14 protein-coding genes are annotated in these 13,913 nt (G+C 71.3%); 4 read left to right on the plus strand and 10 right to left on the minus strand.

The window, feature by feature from the left end; translation table 11 throughout:
* Positions 1-97: 97 nt before the first annotated feature.
* From WMF28_RS23330 to WMF28_RS23345, 4 genes are all read right to left on the minus strand, one after another.
* Positions 98-964, minus strand: coding sequence for an alpha/beta hydrolase family protein (locus WMF28_RS23330; RefSeq protein ID WP_437595461.1), 867 nt, complete (start codon positions 962-964; stop codon positions 98-100).
* A gap of 54 nt (positions 965-1,018) precedes the next feature.
* Positions 1,019-1,918, minus strand: a complete 900-nt coding sequence (locus WMF28_RS23335; protein ID WP_437595463.1) for an AraC family transcriptional regulator — start codon at positions 1,916-1,918, stop codon at positions 1,019-1,021.
* 57 nt (positions 1,919-1,975) lie between these two features.
* Positions 1,976-3,094 (minus strand): endonuclease/exonuclease/phosphatase family protein, encoded by a 1,119-nt coding sequence (locus WMF28_RS23340; protein WP_437595464.1) that lies wholly within the window; start codon positions 3,092-3,094, stop codon positions 1,976-1,978.
* 151 nt (positions 3,095-3,245) lie between these two features.
* Positions 3,246-3,737, minus strand: coding sequence for an MmcQ/YjbR family DNA-binding protein (locus WMF28_RS23345; protein WP_437595465.1), 492 nt, complete (start codon positions 3,735-3,737; stop codon positions 3,246-3,248).
* Positions 3,738-3,859: 122 nt separating this feature from the next.
* On the opposite strand from WMF28_RS23345, the gene manA reads away from it, so the two are divergent.
* Positions 3,860-5,059, plus strand: coding sequence for a mannose-6-phosphate isomerase, class I (gene manA, locus WMF28_RS23350; protein ID WP_437595466.1), 1,200 nt, complete (start codon positions 3,860-3,862; stop codon positions 5,057-5,059).
* Positions 5,060-5,232: 173 nt separating this feature from the next.
* Here manA and WMF28_RS23355 read toward each other — a convergent pair whose 3' ends face one another.
* The 5 genes from WMF28_RS23355 to WMF28_RS23375 are packed head-to-tail and all read right to left on the minus strand — an operon-like array spanning position 5,233 to position 9,568.
* Positions 5,233-5,574, minus strand: a complete 342-nt coding sequence (locus tag WMF28_RS23355; RefSeq protein ID WP_437595468.1) for a hypothetical protein — start codon at positions 5,572-5,574, stop codon at positions 5,233-5,235.
* Positions 5,567-6,151 (minus strand): 4Fe-4S dicluster domain-containing protein, encoded by a 585-nt coding sequence (locus tag WMF28_RS23360; protein WP_437595469.1) that lies wholly within the window; start codon positions 6,149-6,151, stop codon positions 5,567-5,569. The genes WMF28_RS23355 and WMF28_RS23360 overlap by 8 nt, the downstream gene beginning before the upstream one ends.
* On the minus strand, positions 6,148-6,921 hold the full coding sequence (locus WMF28_RS23365) for a nitrate reductase cytochrome c-type subunit (RefSeq protein ID WP_437595471.1): 774 nt from the start codon (positions 6,919-6,921) through the stop codon (positions 6,148-6,150). The genes WMF28_RS23360 and WMF28_RS23365 overlap by 4 nt, the downstream gene beginning before the upstream one ends.
* A complete protein-coding gene (locus WMF28_RS23370) occupies positions 6,918-9,326 on the minus strand; it encodes a molybdopterin-dependent oxidoreductase (RefSeq protein ID WP_437595473.1) in 2,409 nt (802 codons plus the stop codon). The genes WMF28_RS23365 and WMF28_RS23370 overlap by 4 nt, the downstream gene beginning before the upstream one ends.
* Complete coding sequence (locus tag WMF28_RS23375; RefSeq protein ID WP_437595475.1) at positions 9,326-9,568, minus strand: hypothetical protein; 243 nt, start codon at positions 9,566-9,568, stop codon at positions 9,326-9,328. Before WMF28_RS23375 ends, WMF28_RS23370 begins: the two co-directional genes overlap by 1 nt.
* A 227-nt stretch (positions 9,569-9,795) precedes the next feature.
* On the opposite strand from WMF28_RS23375, the gene WMF28_RS23380 reads away from it, so the two are divergent.
* From WMF28_RS23380 to dsrP, 3 genes are read left to right on the plus strand one after another with little or no spacing between them, the layout of a single operon-like run.
* Complete coding sequence (locus tag WMF28_RS23380; RefSeq protein WP_437595476.1) at positions 9,796-10,416, plus strand: hypothetical protein; 621 nt, start codon at positions 9,796-9,798, stop codon at positions 10,414-10,416.
* Entirely contained in the window at positions 10,413-11,315 is a 903-nt protein-coding gene (locus tag WMF28_RS23385) for a 4Fe-4S dicluster domain-containing protein (protein ID WP_437595477.1), read from the plus strand. The genes WMF28_RS23380 and WMF28_RS23385 overlap by 4 nt, the downstream gene beginning before the upstream one ends.
* 15 nt (positions 11,316-11,330) lie before the next feature.
* Positions 11,331-12,623, plus strand: a complete 1,293-nt coding sequence (dsrP, locus tag WMF28_RS23390) for a sulfate reduction electron transfer complex DsrMKJOP subunit DsrP (protein WP_437595479.1) — start codon at positions 11,331-11,333, stop codon at positions 12,621-12,623.
* Here dsrP and WMF28_RS23395 read toward each other — a convergent pair.
* Positions 12,618-13,895 carry a GNAT family N-acetyltransferase gene (locus tag WMF28_RS23395; protein WP_437595480.1) on the minus strand — a complete coding sequence of 426 codons (1,278 nt, stop codon included), beginning with the start codon at positions 13,893-13,895 and terminating at the stop codon, positions 12,618-12,620. The two genes, dsrP and WMF28_RS23395, sit on opposite strands and share 6 nt — an antisense overlap.
* Positions 13,896-13,913 lie beyond the last annotated feature (18 nt).

Here is a 13,913-nt window from a genome sequence, read left to right on the forward strand (position 1 = left end):
CGCCGTGGCGGGAGGGTGCAGGGCCTCGCTGCTCCGGAGCCAGAGCACCGTCGTCGCGGCAAAGCGCCTTGGTCGTGCGCAGTCGTCAGGGCGGCGCCTACCCTCTGGGTGTCGAGGTCCTGTCGAGGAATTCGCGCACGTCCTGCGGGAGCTCGCGGTGAAACGCCTCGCGATCGAACCCGGCGGGGTCGCTGGCGGGCAAGAAGCCCGGGGTCCGCATCGGGGGAGGAAACGGGCTCAAGAAGGAGAAATGGCCTGCATTCTCGACGATCTTGAACGTGACCTGCGCCCGGTCGGGAATGAGGTCGAGCACGAGCTGCCCTTGCCATCTCGGCGTCATGCGGTCGTGCTCCGCGACGAGCAAGAGGATGGGCACCGTGACGTCCTGCAAGGAGTCGTTGAGGCCGAACCAGCCCGTCGCGGGCGCCATCAGGACCAGCGCCTTCACGCGCGGGTCCTTCGTGACCTCGACCCGCTGCCCCGGCCCTGCCCAGGGCTGCCCGCCCGCGACGGCGAGCGCGGTGTAGCCCCCCATGGAGTGCCCGATGACCGCGATGTCATCGCCCCGCAGGTGCGGCCCGATCTCCGCATCGGAGCAGAGGGCATCCACCGTGAGGCGGACGTGCCGGGGTCGATCCCGGAGGTTCTCGACCGTCTCTGACATGGATCGATCATTGCGATTGTCCCCGGGGTGCTCGGGCATCGCGACGACGTATCCGCTCCGCGCGAGGTGGGAAGCGATCGTCCGGTACACGAGGGGTGAGCTGCCGCTGCCGTGCGAGAGGACCACGAGGCGCCGCGGGCCCCCGTCGACGGGGGCGTTCGGGGCGACCTCGAGCGAGTAAGGACCCATCGCGACGATCTCGGCGGGGACGTGCGTCGGGTACATCAGCAGGACCGGGAAGGAGAGGTCCTGCACCTCGTCTCGCACGACCAGGCGGCGGCTGCCAACGAATCGAATCATGCTTGTTTCTCCGGAGGTCATCTGGGTGAGCGGAGGGCCACGGGAGGTGGTCTTCTACTGGAGCGGGAGGAGGATGTCGGTGACGCCCTCGTGATCGGGCACCTCCGGGAAGAAGCGCACCCGGTGCAGAAAGAGCGGGAAATCCCGCGGCGCCTCTCCGCTCGCGGGGAGCCAGGTCGCGTACAGGTGCCTCGCGGCCTGGAAGAGCGTGTCATCGCCCCCGATGTGCCGCAGCACGGCGCAGCGGCCGCCGGGGATCGTCTTCTCGACGACGCCGGACGGGTTCTCTGACACAGGGCGATGGATGGCCGCGCAGAGGTCGATGCGGTAGGCCTCCGGCGGGGTATCGGCCGGGTCGTCGTGGAGGATATTGAAGGTCGCGCTTCCCCTCGGCGGCAGCCTGTTCTCCTTGCGCCACCCGATGAACCGCCGCACCGATTCCAGGATGAGCTTCGGGTCGCCCCGGTGCTCGAGGGCGGCGACGCGCGTCTCCTCGAAGCGCGCGACCTGCACGTCTCCGGCACGATCGTCGGCCTGCAGGGGCAAGGTCCTCGCCTCTCTCAGGCGCTCGTGGGTCGCATGCCACGAGTCCCACCGGGGCTGCTCTCGGAACTCGGACGGGGTCTGGCCGAAGGCCTTCTTGAAGGCGCGGGAGAACGCTTCGGGGCTCTCGTACCCGCTCGCCATCGCGATGTCGATGATCCGGGCGCGATCCTGGAGGGCGAGCCGGTACGACGCGTGTCGCAGGCGGACGAGCTTCACGTACTGGTGGACGCCTATGCCGAAGAGCTCGGAGAACTGCCGGAGAAAGTGATACTTCGAGAACGCGGCGACGCCGCTCAGCCGCTCGAGCGTCAAGTCCTCGTCCAGGTGCGCGTCGATGTACTCGAGCACCCTGCGGAACCGGACGAAGCAGGCGTTCGCGGCGGCCTCGGTCAAGGCGGTGTCCTCCACGGCGAGCGACAGGGTAGCGAGGGGCTGCCCGTCATGCCTGACCGAAGTTGCTGAGCTTCAGGGCGACCCCTGGCGCGGGCTGCCCGTCCAGCGCAGGTCGGCGAGGATGGGGAGGTGGTCCGAGCCGAGATCCGGGCCGATCCACGCGCGCTCGGTGGTCCAGCCCGGCCCGGCGAGCACGTGGTCGATGCGGATACCGAACCAGCGCGTCCGCTTCGTCGTGCCGAACCCGAGCCCTGCGCGGGAGAACGCGTTCTCGAAGCCCGCCCAGAAGCGCCGGTAGATGGCGCTGTCGACCGGCATGTTGAGATCGCCGACGATCACGGCCGGGTGGGGCGCCTCGTCCACCCATTGCCTCGCGAGCTCGGACTCCCACGCGCGCAGCGCGATGACGCGGTCGTGCTCCGCTGCCTGCTTCCACAGGCCGTGGATCAGCGCCTCGATCGCGTCGCGGGGCGTCTCCAGGTGCAGGTTGAGGAGGCTGAAGGTGCGCGTCCCGGGCGCCGCTTGCGCGCCCAGCTGCGACGCGTCCGGCGCGTCCGCAGTCGCCTGCGGCGCGTCCGACGCCCCGACGTCGGCGCCTGGGCCGGGGGAGCCGGCCCGAGCGCCGGGGGTCGCGCGGTCCGGCAGCGCGATCGCGTAGCGTAGGATGGCGCCGTGGCCGCCTGCACGCCAGACGTCGCGGCGGTCCCTGGACTCGGCCTCGAGGAGCGGATACCGGCTCACGAGGCACATCCCGCGCTCGACGTGGACGAACCACCCCGGGAAGGCGGCCGTCAGCTCCGGCTCCGGCGTCGCGCACTCCTGCAGCGCGAGCACGTCGGGCCGGGACTCGGCCACGAAGCCCTTGAGTCGCTCCATGTTCATGGCGCGACTCCCCGTGTTGAACGAGGCGACGCGCAGATCGCCGCGGCCCGTCCCGCCGGCGATCGCCCGGAGCGAGAGGGAGTATCCCAGGATGGGCCCGACCACGATGGCTGACGCCAGCGCCGCCAGGAGGAGGGCACGGCGCTGCAGGAGGAGCGCGGCGGGCACGATCACGAGCAGAGGCAGAGCGAGGAGCTGGCGCGGGCCGAAGAGGATGAGCGTCGCGAGCCACCACCGGTCGCCCAGGACGGGCAGGGCGAGCCAGATCGCGACGACCACGACGAGGTAGAGCACGGCGCCGGCGAGCACGACGGCCCGGAGCCGGCGCCAGCGCGGCGGGGGCGGAGAGCGCCGGGCGACACGCTCTTGCGGAGCGGAGGAGGATTCTGTGGATGGCTCGCTCTGGCGCATCGATGTCTTTCCGTGGGTGTGCTCGGGGGAACGCTCGCGAGCGCGGCGCTTATCCGCGCTTCCGGGCCAGCTGCGCTCGCGGCGCCGGCGCCTTCTTCTTGGCCGGATTCCCCTTCTTCGCCACCGCCTTCTTCGCCGCAGCCCCCTTCTCCCCCGGCTCCGGCGCCGCGTCGTCGAGCGCCCGCAAGGCCCGCTTCGGCGCCACCGCGCGGTAGCTCTCCTCGATCCACTCGAGCAGCATCGCCTCGGGCACGCGGTCCTTCGGACCGAAGCGCGCTGTCACCCACCCGCTCTTGCCGAGGTTGTACCCGGTCGGCTCCGCAAACGGCAGCATGAGCGCGGCCTCGCCCGACTGCGGGAGCTTGGCGGTGACGCGGAGCTTCCCTTCGTGGGTGTTGAGGAAGACGAAGATCTTCCCGCGCACCTTGGCGACGCGATCGCCCCAGGGGAACTCCTCCACCGCCTCGGGATAGGCCAGCGCGGCGTCGCGCAGCCTCGCAAGGAGAGGTGTGAACGTCGCGTCGTCCTTGATCGTGGTCATTCGCCGAGCGTAGGGCGCACGCCGGCCCGCGTAAAGCCGGCGCCGCTCGCCGCCTCGCCCGCGCGCTCAAGGGCTGACTTCCCCGGAGCCATCAGGTACGGTGGGCCGCTCAGGAGCTATCCATGTTTTCGCTCGAGAACCGTGTTCAGGAGTATGCCTGGGGCTCGCGGGAGGCCATCGCGACGCTGCTCGGACAGGGACGTTCCGACAAGCCCCAGGCCGAGCTCTGGATGGGCGCCCACCCGGCGGCGTCCTCGTGCATCGAGCTCGACGGCGGCCGCGAGCGCCTGATCGACGCCATCGCCGGCCGCGCGGACGCCTTCCTCGGCGGGCCGACGCGCGATCGCTTCGGCGCGCGGCTCCCCTTTCTGCTCAAGGTGCTCGCGGCCGACCAGCCGCTGTCGCTGCAGGCGCATCCGGACGAGGCGCAGGCGCGGCGCGGGTTCGACGCGGAGAACGCGGCCGGCACCCCCATCGACGCGCCCGAGCGCACCTACCGCGACCCCCACCACAAGCCCGAGCTCCTCTGCGCGCTCACCCCGTTCGACGCGCTCTGCGGCTTCCGGCCGGCCGACGCCCTGCCGGAGGTCTTCGAGCTCCTCGCTGGAGGTCCGGCGGACGCGCTCGTCCCGCGCGGCGCCGCGCCGGTCGACGCTGCCGCCGTCGCGCGGCTCTTCCAGGGCCTCCTTGCGCTCGACCCGGCGGCGCGGCGGGAGCTCGTCTCCTCGGTGGTCGAGGCGTGCCGGGCGCGCGCGCAGGCGGGCGGCTGGCTCGCGCGGGCCTCGGGCTGGGCGCTCCGCCTGCACGAGCTCTACCCGGGCGACATCGGCGTCGTGATCGCGCTCCTGCTCAACGATGTGCACCTCGAACCGGGCGAGGCGCTGTACCTGCCGCCGCGCCGGCTGCACGCCTACGTGCAGGGGGTCGGGATCGAGATCATGGCGAGCTCCGACAACGTGCTCCGCGGCGGGCTCACCCCCAAGCACGTCAACGTCGACGAGCTCGTGCGCGTCCTCGACTTCTCCCCGTGGCGCGTCGAGCCGGTCGCGCCGCGGCGGGCCGGCGCAGAGTCGTTCTACGACACCCCCGCGCCGGAGTTCCGGCTCTCCCGCATCGAGCTCGACGCCGTGTCCACCTGGAGGACGGACGACCGGCGCGGCCCGGAGATCGTGCTGTGCACCGGGGGACACGCGTCGCTGACCGATGCGCGCGGCGTCGCCCGCGATCTCCGTCAGGGCGGATCCATCTTCGTCCCGTTCGCCTCGGGGGCCTACGCCATCGAGGGAAATGGCCAGTTCTTCCGCGCCACCGTAGGCCTCTGAGGCCGAGTCGAACGGCGCCCCCCCGCGCCGCCGCCTCCCCCGACGCTGCTCCTGAAAACAGAGCATCAAAGAGCGCGGAGCCATCATCCCTTCTCCCCTCTGCGCCTCTGCTCCTCTGTGGCTCACCCTCTTCCTCTTCTCATGAAGCCACGGATCCGCGTGGGCGCGACGCACTACCCGAGAGCGTCCTCCATCCGCACGCGCACGAGCCGCACGCCGGAGGGCAGCCGGAGCAGCGTATCGCACCACTCCGAGCCCCCGAAGCGATAGCGGATCTGCACGCCGAGCGCCGTCCCGTCGCCGAGCGCGCGGCGGGCGAGGGCGAGCTCGTCGCCCCCGCTCCCTGCCCGCGGGAGGTCTCCGGCGCGGGCCGTCGCGCCCGCCTTGAGCGACACCGAGACGAGCTCCGCGGCCCCCGCGATGTCGAGGAAGAGCTGTTCCAGGGTCGCCTCGTCGAGCACCGCTTCCTGCAAGGGCGGCAGCGGGATCTCGGGACCGATCTCCGTCTCAAGCATGGCGTGGAGCTCCCTGCGGCAAGGCGCGCGGAACGACGGTAAAGCCGCGCACCGGCGCGGGACAGACCTCGACGCAGCGGCCGCAGCCGGTGCACCTGTCCTCATCGAGCTTCGGCCGCCCGAGCTCCATCACGAGCGCGCCCTCGGCAGGACAGCGCTCCACGCACACCGAGCAGAACGACTCGAGCGCGATGCAGGCGTGCGGCAAGAGCCGCGGGACGGCGCCTGGCGGCAGCGCGCCCTCGGCCCCTCCCCGGCGCCATGGCGGCGGCGAGGGCTGCTCGGCAGCGCTTGCGCGGGGTGTGGGGACCTCGGCCGGCGCGGAGATCCCGAAGGCGGGAATCGTCTCCCCCGTGACGGCCCCGGAGCCGACCCGCTGCGCGTAGAACGCGTCGAGCGAGAAGGCCGCCGCCGGCGCAGGCGCGAAGGCCGCCGCCGGCGCAGGCGCGAAGGCCGCCGCCGGCGCAGGCGCGAAGGCCGCCGCCGGTGCCCGGGTCGACCCCCGCGGCGCCTCGGGTCCCGGCGAGAAGATCCGGAGCAGATCCCGCCGGCGCATCTTCGGCCGCTCGGCGCTCATGGCCTGTCCGCTCCCATGCTCGGCGGCGGCCACGCCGAGAGCGGCGTGGGCGCGCGCTGATCCAGCTCGGCCGAAGGCGCGTGACACTGGGTGCAGCTCTGCCGGTAAGGGTGGGTCGAGCGCAGGCCGAGGGCGCCATGGACACCGTGGCAGCTCGCGCACTCCGAGCGCATCAAGGTCGGGTGCGGGATCGTCGGTGGCGCGCCCTCGTAGGCGCGCGCGCCTCGCTGCGGCGAGGCCAGGCCCACGAAGCTGTTGTCGGGCGCCGGCGGCGTCTCCGCGAGCGGCCTCGGGTCGTCCCCGACGACATGGCACTGCGTGCAGCTCTCGTAGCGCCGGTGGCTCATCCTGGGCGCGGTGAGGTTTGCGACGCGCAGCCCGTTCTCGTGGCACGACAGGCAATCCGGCGCGCCGAGCTGCTCGATGCGGTGCGGGATCGTGGGCGGCGCGCCGTCGTAGGCGCGGCGGGAGGCGCGCCGCTCGAGCGCCGCCTCGCGGTCGGCCTCGGATGGCTCCACGCGCGCGTAGAGGCCGGCGTGCGCCGCCTCCAGCCGGGAGAAGGCGCCCTCGTACATGCTCGCGTTCGGGCCGTGCGCGCGCTCGCGCATGTCGGCATAGCTGCGCGCCTCGACGCTCGCGGCGGGCGGCGGCGAATCGCCGCGCAGCGCCGCCACCCCCTGATCCGTGCCGCGGAGTCCCGAGAAGAAGCCCGCCGCCGTGATGGCGACGACCGCCGCGAGGCCGACGTGCAGGCCGCGGGCGCTCCTCATCGCGCCTCTCCCTGCCTGCGCTGCGGCTTGCGCCGGATCCGGACCGCGCACTTCTTGTAGTCCGGCTGCTTCGAGAGCGGATCGTAGGCCTCCAGCGTCGCGCGGTTCACCATCACCGTCTCATCGAAGAAGGGGACGAACACCGTGCCCGGCGCGGGCGCGCCGCGGCCCTCGATCCAGACCGGCAGCTCGAGCGCGCCGCGCCGGCTCTCCAGGATCACGACCTCGCCGTCGGCGACGCCGAGCTTCCGCGCGTCCTCGCGGTTCATCTCGAGGTACGACTGCGGCATCGCCCGCTGGAGCTGGGGTATCCTCATGGTGAGCGAGCCCGTGTGCCAGTGCTCGAGCACGCGGCCCGTGCACAGCCAGAAGGGATAGTCGGCGTCGGGCGACTCGGGCGGCGGCTCGTAGGGGTGGAACCAGACGAGCGCCCGGTCGTCCCTTGTGACCGAGTGGTAGAACTGGATCTCGTCCTTCGTCACATAGGGATCGTCGAACTTCGAGAAGCGGAACCGCGTCTCCCGCCACGAGCCGTCGGGCTGCTCGACCACGGGCCAGCGCAGGCCCCGCGCCTTCACGTACTCGCGGTAAGGCGCGAGGTCCTTGTGCTTGAAGCGGGTGAACTTGCGGTACTCCTCGAAGAGGTGCTCGTCGACGTTGACGTCGTAATAGTGCCTGTGGTCCCAGACCGGCACCTCCTTGCCGTCCTTCCGGATGTCGAACAGGAAACGCCCGTCCTTGTCCTTCATCCCGGCGAAGCCCATGTCGTGGAGCTTGCGGGCCACAGCGATGATCTGCCATCCGTCGTCCCGCGCCTCGCCGGGCGGATTGACCATCTTGAACCACTGCTGCGTGCGCCGCTCGGAGTTGCCGAACATCCCGTTCTTCTCGACCCACATGGCCGAGGGCAGGACGAGATCCGCGGCGCGCACCGTGGCCGTCGGGTAGACGTCGGACACGATGAGGAACTTGCCCGGGATCTTGCGGCTCGCGTCGAAGAGCTCGTTCGTGTTCGGCAGCGACTGGCCCGGATTGGTCACCATCACCCAGAGGGTGTCGATGTCGCCCCCCTGCTCCTTCGGGGTCGAGAAGCGCTTCCAGAGCTCGACCGCGTGGTAGCCGGGCTTCGGGTTGATCCGCCCCTCGGGCAGGTTCCAGAGGTGCTCCGCCTTCTGCCGGTGCTCGCCGTTCGTGACGACGAGGCCGCCGGGGAGCCCGTTGGCCACGGTGCCGACCTCGCGCACGGTGCCGCAGGCCGACGGCTGGCCCGTCAGGCTGGTCGGGGCGTCGCCGGGCTTGCCGAAATGGCCGCTGAGCAGGTGCACGCCGTGCACCAGATCGTTGATCGCGGTGCCGCGGGTGTGCTGGTTCATCCCCATGCACCAGAGGCTCGTGATCCGCAGGTCGCGGCGCCCGAAGAGATCCGCCAGCATCCGGAGGTCCTTCGCGGCGACGCCCGAGAGCGCCTCCACCCGCTCGGGCGTGTACTCGGCGAGCGCCTCCCTGTACTCCTCGAAGGTCATCGGCCGTCCGTCGAGGGTCGGGTGCTCGGTCCGCTGGCGGAAGTTGCAGAACTTCTCGACGAACGCCCGGTCGAACGTCCCGCGCTCGACGAGCAGGTGCGCGATGCCGTTCGCGATCGCAAGATCGGTGTTCGGCTTGAAGTACAGCGTGTGCTGGCAGAAGGCCGAGGTGCGCGTGCGCCGCGTCGTGAGATCGATGAGCAGCACCTGCTCGCCCCTCGAGCGCCTGTCGACGACGCGCGAGAAGAGCACGGGGTGCATCTCGGCGGGGTTGTTCCCCCACATGAGGAGGACATCGCACCTGTCGAGGTCCTCGTAGCAGCCGGCCGGCTCGTCCACGCCGTAGGTCGAGAGGAACCCGGTCACCGCCGACGCCATGCAGAGGCGCGCGTTCGGGTCGATCTGGTTGTTCCCGAGCCCCGCCTTCACGAGCTTGTTCGCGGCGTACCCCTCGGGGATCGTCCACTGGCCGCTGCCGTACAGCGCGAAGCCGGCCGGGTTCTGCGTCGCGCGCCTGGCGATGATCTCGATCGCCTCGTCCCAGCCGATCGGCTCGAGCTTGCCGTTCTTGCGGAGCAGCGGCCTCGTGAGCCGGTCTTTGCCGTAGAGGGCGAGGCCGACATGATACCCCTTCACGCAGAGAAGGCCCTTGTTGACGTCCGCGCTCTGGTCGCCCGCGACAGCGACCACGCGGCCCCCCTTCACGCCCACCTGCACGTGGCAGCCGGTGCCGCAGAACCTGCACGGCGCCTTGTTCCACACCACATCGGCGGCGACGGGCGCCGCCTCGGCGGCGACCGCGTCCTTGCCCAGCGCGAGCCGGCTCGCGGCCACGGTCGCCGTGCCCATCGCGGAGTACTTCAGGAATTCACGCCGCTCCATCACTCCTCCAGATCCGAGAAGTCGACCGACACCAGATCGACGAAGTCCACGCCGTCAATGAGGAGCACCCGCTCCAGGAGCTCTGCGCCCGCGAGCAGCGATGCTGTCTCGGCGACCGCGGGCAGCCTGGAGCCGGACGGTGGACCCAGCGAGAGCGCGGCCTCTCCGGCGAGCGAGCGATACGCGCGCTCTCGCGCGCTGGGTTCATCGGCAAGGGTGATGACAAGAGCACTGATGGGCATGGCACTTCCGTCCGCGCTGGCAAGGCCTGGGCCACGCGGGAGCGCCGCTGGAAGACCGGCGGATTGCACCTTGCGCACCGCTGCTCACCCGAGGCCCACGGCGCCCCGAGACCGCGCCTCACGCAAACCGTGCGTCCATACGCGCGCCCTGCACCCCGCTTGGGTCGCGGGCCACGGCGCCGCCCCGGACGCGCGCGGTGGCACGTGACGTGCGATGGGGCGGCGCCGTGCACTCCTCTCTTCATCGACCCGGGGCCGCCGCGATTCTGGGCCTCCTGTGCCTGGCGCACGAGGCAGGCTGCAAAGACCGCGACCAGCCGCTGGAGCTGCGCCCCGCGCTCGACGCGACGCCGGTCGCCTCCGCGACCATCCATCGCCCTGACAAGCTCTCCGGCGTCCCTACCGACAAGCGAGACTCCCTCGGCCGGCCGATCCGCGCGGCGTGCGTCACGTGCCACTCGCTGCGCCGGCCGGAGACGCTGCCGGCCTCGGCGTTGGAGCTCGACGAGTTCCACGTCGGGCTGCGGTTCGAGCACGGCGAGCTGAGCTGCGCCTCGTGCCATGTGATCGGCGACCAGGACACGCTGCGCAAGGCCGACGGCGCGCTCGTCCCGATGCGCGACGCCATGCAGCTCTGCGCGCAGTGCCATGGCCCGCAGCACCGCGACTACGCGAAGGGGGCGCACGGCGGCATGAGCGGCAGCTACGCGGGCGGCGCGCGGGTGCGCAACCACTGCGTCGACTGCCACGATCCACACGTGCCGGCGTTCCAGCCCTCGACGCCCGTCCTGCCCCCGCGCGACCGCTTCGTGGGGAATCCCGGCACCGGAGAAGGAGCCCACCGATGACCCAGCCGTCGAGGCGCGTCGCGCTCAAGGTGCTCGGAGGCACGCTCGGCGCCTCCGCCTTCGCTCACGCGATGGAGCCGCTGCGCGCGTGGAGCAAGGATCTCTCGCTCGATCAGTTCCTGCAGCGCCATTACAAGGAGCTCACCCGGGACGAGATCGGCGAGGTCATCCGCCGCCTCGAGCAGCAGACGCGCGAGGAGTACGGCCGCGAGGTGACGATCCGCGACGTCCGCCCGCAGGAAGGGGTGCAGTTCGGCTACGCGCTCAGCCTGAGCGTGTGCATCGGCTGCCGCAAGTGCGTCGAGGCCTGCCACGTGGAGAACAACCACGATCGGCGCACGAACAACTCCTACATCCGCGTGCTCGAGATGGAGCAGGGCAGCTTCGACATGGAGAAGGGCAACGCGACGTACGAGCACGCGGTCCCCGCGAAGGGCAAGTACTACCTCCCCGTGCAGTGCCAGCAGTGCGACAACGCGCCGTGCGTGAAGGTCTGCCCTGTCCAGGCGACCTGGAAGGAGCCCGACGGCATCGTCGCCGTCGACTACGACTGGTGCATCGGCTGCCGCTACTGCGAGGCCGCCTGCCCCTACCACGCGCGACGCTTCAACTGGACCAAGCCCGAGATACCGGCCGACGAGATCAACCCGGACCAGGGCTACCTGTCGAACCGCATCAGGCCCCAGGGCGTGGTGGAAAAGTGCACCTTCTGCCTCCACCGGACGCGCGAGGGCCGGATGCCAGCCTGTCTCGAGGCCTGCCCCACGGGCGCGCGCGTCTTCGGCAACCTCCTGGATCCGGGGAGCGAGCTCCGCTGGGTGCTCGAGAACAAGCGGATCTTCGTCCTCAAGGAGGAGCTCGGCACGCGGCCGCGCTTCTTCTACTTCTTCGACGTCTGAGCGAGCGGAGCCACGATGCGCAAGGACACGCACGCCATCACCTACCCGCGCTTCCTGCTCCGGGTCATCGGCCAGAGCTTCGAGGGCTCGTGGCGATTCTATCTCTGGATGACCGTGCTCACGGCGATCGCCCTCGTCGGCGCGAACGCCTGGGCGCACCAGCTCGCCGAGGGCATGCAGGTCACCGGCATGAGCGACCACGTCTCGTGGGGCCTTTACATCGCGAACTTCACCTTCGGCGTGGGGCTCGCGGCGGGCGCCGTCATGATGGTGATCCCGGCGTATCTCTACGACGACCACGAGATGCACGACGTCGTGATCCTGGGCGAGCTGCTCGCGATCGCCGCCATCGTCGTGTGCCTCCTGTTCATCGTGGCCGACATGGGGCGCCCCGACAGGTTCTGGCACATCCTGCCCGGGATCGGCCGGTTCAACTGGCCGATCTCGATGCTGACCTGGGACGTCATCGTCCTCAACGGCTACCTGCTCATCAACCTGCACATCTCGGGGTACCTCATCTACACGAGGTATCTCGGCAGGAGGCCGGACAGGCGGTGGTACCTGCCGTTCGTGTTCCTGTCGATCGGCTGGGCGGTCTCGATCCACACGGTGACGGCGTTCCTCTACTCGGGCCTCGGCGGCCGGCCGTTCTGGAACTCGGCCCTGCTCGCCCCCCGCTTCATCGCCTCGGCCTTCATCACGGGCCCCGCCTTCGTGATCCTGCTGCTCCAGCTCGTCGCCCGGCTGACCCGGTTCCGCGTGGGCGACGGGCCGATCCGCACGCTCACCTCCGTGCTCCGCGTGACCGTGCTGCTCAACCTGTTCATGCTGGGCTCGGAGCTCTTCACGTCGCTCTACACCGGAGGCACGCACGGCGCCGCGGTGACCTACCTGTTCTTCGGCCTGCACGGCAAGGCCGCGCTCGTGCCGTGGATCTGGTCGGCCGTCGCGCTGAACGTGGCCTCCGCGGCGATCCTGCACCTGCCGGCGAGCCGCAGGAGCCGGGTCTGGCTCGACGCCGCCTGCGTCGCCGCCTTCGCCGGCGTCTGGATCGAGAAGGGCATGGGCCTCATCATCCCGGGCTTCGTGCCGAGCACCCTGCACGAGCTCGTCGAGTACGTGCCCTCGATGGCCGAGTGGAAGATCACGGCGGGCATCTGGGCCGTGGGGCTCATGGTGCTCACGATCGCGATCAAGGTCGCGCTGACGGTGCTCACCGGCGAGCTGTCGGTCGAGCCGCGCGGGCGAGCGGACAGAGCAGATTCAGCCGGGAGAGCAGGGGAGCCCGCCGCAGCGGAAGGCTCATGACGAGGCGGCGCGCGCCCGCGCCGCCCGCCGGGGGCTCGCGCCGTCCGCCGGGGCGCCTGCCGGCTCGCTGCACGGGGGCGCTTGCCGGTCCGCCGGGGCGCGCGCGAGCGACCCGGCGGCGGCGCGCCACGTCGCGAGGACGCGCCGCTTCAGCACGCGGAGCTCGTGCGCAGCGAGCTCCGCGGCGCGGCGGGCGCTGTCGTTCACCGAGGGCCGCGCGGCCCGGAGCTCGATGAGCGGCCTCGCCGACAGCGACAGGGCCAGCTTGTACTGGCAGGGGCTGTCCAGGAAATCGTACTCGCGCCGCCCCTCCTCGATCGCGGCGCGGATGGCGTGGGCGTGGATCACGGTCCCGGGCCGGAGCCCCTTCGGCAGGTCGACCCTGCGCCCGCACTGGTAGAAGTAGAGCTTGTTGTTCCAGACGAGGTTGTAGAGCGCCGCGATGGGCTCGCCGCGCGCCGAGAGCCACGTGAGATCGAGGGCGCCACGCTCGAACAGCGCGGGCATCACCTCGTCGTGGAACTCGCGAAAGCGCCGCGAGGCGAACACGCCCGCGCGCCCCTCGGCCGACCACCGCTCGGCGTGCAGGCGGACCAGGATCGCCCGCGCCTGCGCGAGCTCCTCCCGCGTCCTCGCCCGCTCGAGCGTCAGCGCGCCGCCCGCCCACGCTTCGAGGTCGCGCATCGAGCGACGCACGAGGTAGCGGCGCGACGTGGAGAGCGCGCCAAGGTACGCCTCCCAGCTGGACGGCAGCGGGATGTACGGTGAGGCGTCGGTGACCTCGATCCGCGCGTCGATGCCGTGCTGCCGGAGCTCGCGCGCAAGGAGCACGGCGAGCGCGCCGTCGGTGCGCATCGCCGGCATGGCGAGCTCGTCCCAGGCGCCGAGCGCTGCGCCCGTGAGCGCGCCGGCGAGCGCGCGCGCGACGTCGGCCTCGGCGCCCCGCTCGGCGATCACACCGAGGTTGCAGGAGCATATCTCGTCGGCCTGGTCCTCCCCCGAGGCGAGGAGCTCCAGCCGGCGGAACGGGATGCCGCTGCGGTGCCGGCAGCGGCGCTCGAGCAGCGGCGCGAGGCCGACAAGACGGGGCCCATCGAAGAAGAGCGCGGCGCGCAGCGAGCGGCCCTGCGCCCCGAACACGCGCCACCAGGCGAGCGTCCAGTCCGGCGTGACCATCGGCTCGTTCAGGCCGCTCCGCCCCATCAGATCTTCCCACGCCCCGCGCATCGCGCAGAGCTCGGCGACCTCGGTCACCAGATGAAACCGCAACATATGCCCTCCCCTCCGGAC

It is taken from the genome of Sorangium sp. So ce590 (assembly GCF_051521365.1).
Lineage (GTDB): Bacteria > Myxococcota_A > Polyangia > Polyangiales > Polyangiaceae > Sorangium.

Excerpts from the sequence above, each read along its gene's own strand:
- WMF28_RS23330 (WP_437595461.1), bottom strand. The coding sequence starts at position 964 with ATGATTCGATTCGTTGGCAGCCGCCGCCTGGTCGTGCGAGACGAGGTG.
- WMF28_RS23345 (WP_437595465.1), bottom strand. The coding sequence starts at position 3,737 with ATGACCACGATCAAGGACGACGCGACGTTCACACCTCTCCTTGCGAGG.
- manA (WP_437595466.1), top strand. The coding sequence starts at position 3,860 with ATGTTTTCGCTCGAGAACCGTGTTCAGGAGTATGCCTGGGGCTCGCGG.
- WMF28_RS23355 (WP_437595468.1), bottom strand. The coding sequence starts at position 5,574 with ATGCTTGAGACGGAGATCGGTCCCGAGATCCCGCTGCCGCCCTTGCAG.
- WMF28_RS23360 (WP_437595469.1), bottom strand. The coding sequence starts at position 6,151 with ATGAGCGCCGAGCGGCCGAAGATGCGCCGGCGGGATCTGCTCCGGATC.
- WMF28_RS23365 (WP_437595471.1), bottom strand. The coding sequence starts at position 6,921 with ATGAGGAGCGCCCGCGGCCTGCACGTCGGCCTCGCGGCGGTCGTCGCC.
- WMF28_RS23370 (WP_437595473.1), bottom strand. The coding sequence starts at position 9,326 with ATGGAGCGGCGTGAATTCCTGAAGTACTCCGCGATGGGCACGGCGACC.
- WMF28_RS23375 (WP_437595475.1), bottom strand. The coding sequence starts at position 9,568 with ATGCCCATCAGTGCTCTTGTCATCACCCTTGCCGATGAACCCAGCGCG.
- WMF28_RS23385 (WP_437595477.1), top strand. The coding sequence starts at position 10,413 with ATGACCCAGCCGTCGAGGCGCGTCGCGCTCAAGGTGCTCGGAGGCACG.
- dsrP (WP_437595479.1), top strand. The coding sequence starts at position 11,331 with ATGCGCAAGGACACGCACGCCATCACCTACCCGCGCTTCCTGCTCCGG.
- WMF28_RS23395 (WP_437595480.1), bottom strand. The coding sequence starts at position 13,895 with ATGTTGCGGTTTCATCTGGTGACCGAGGTCGCCGAGCTCTGCGCGATG.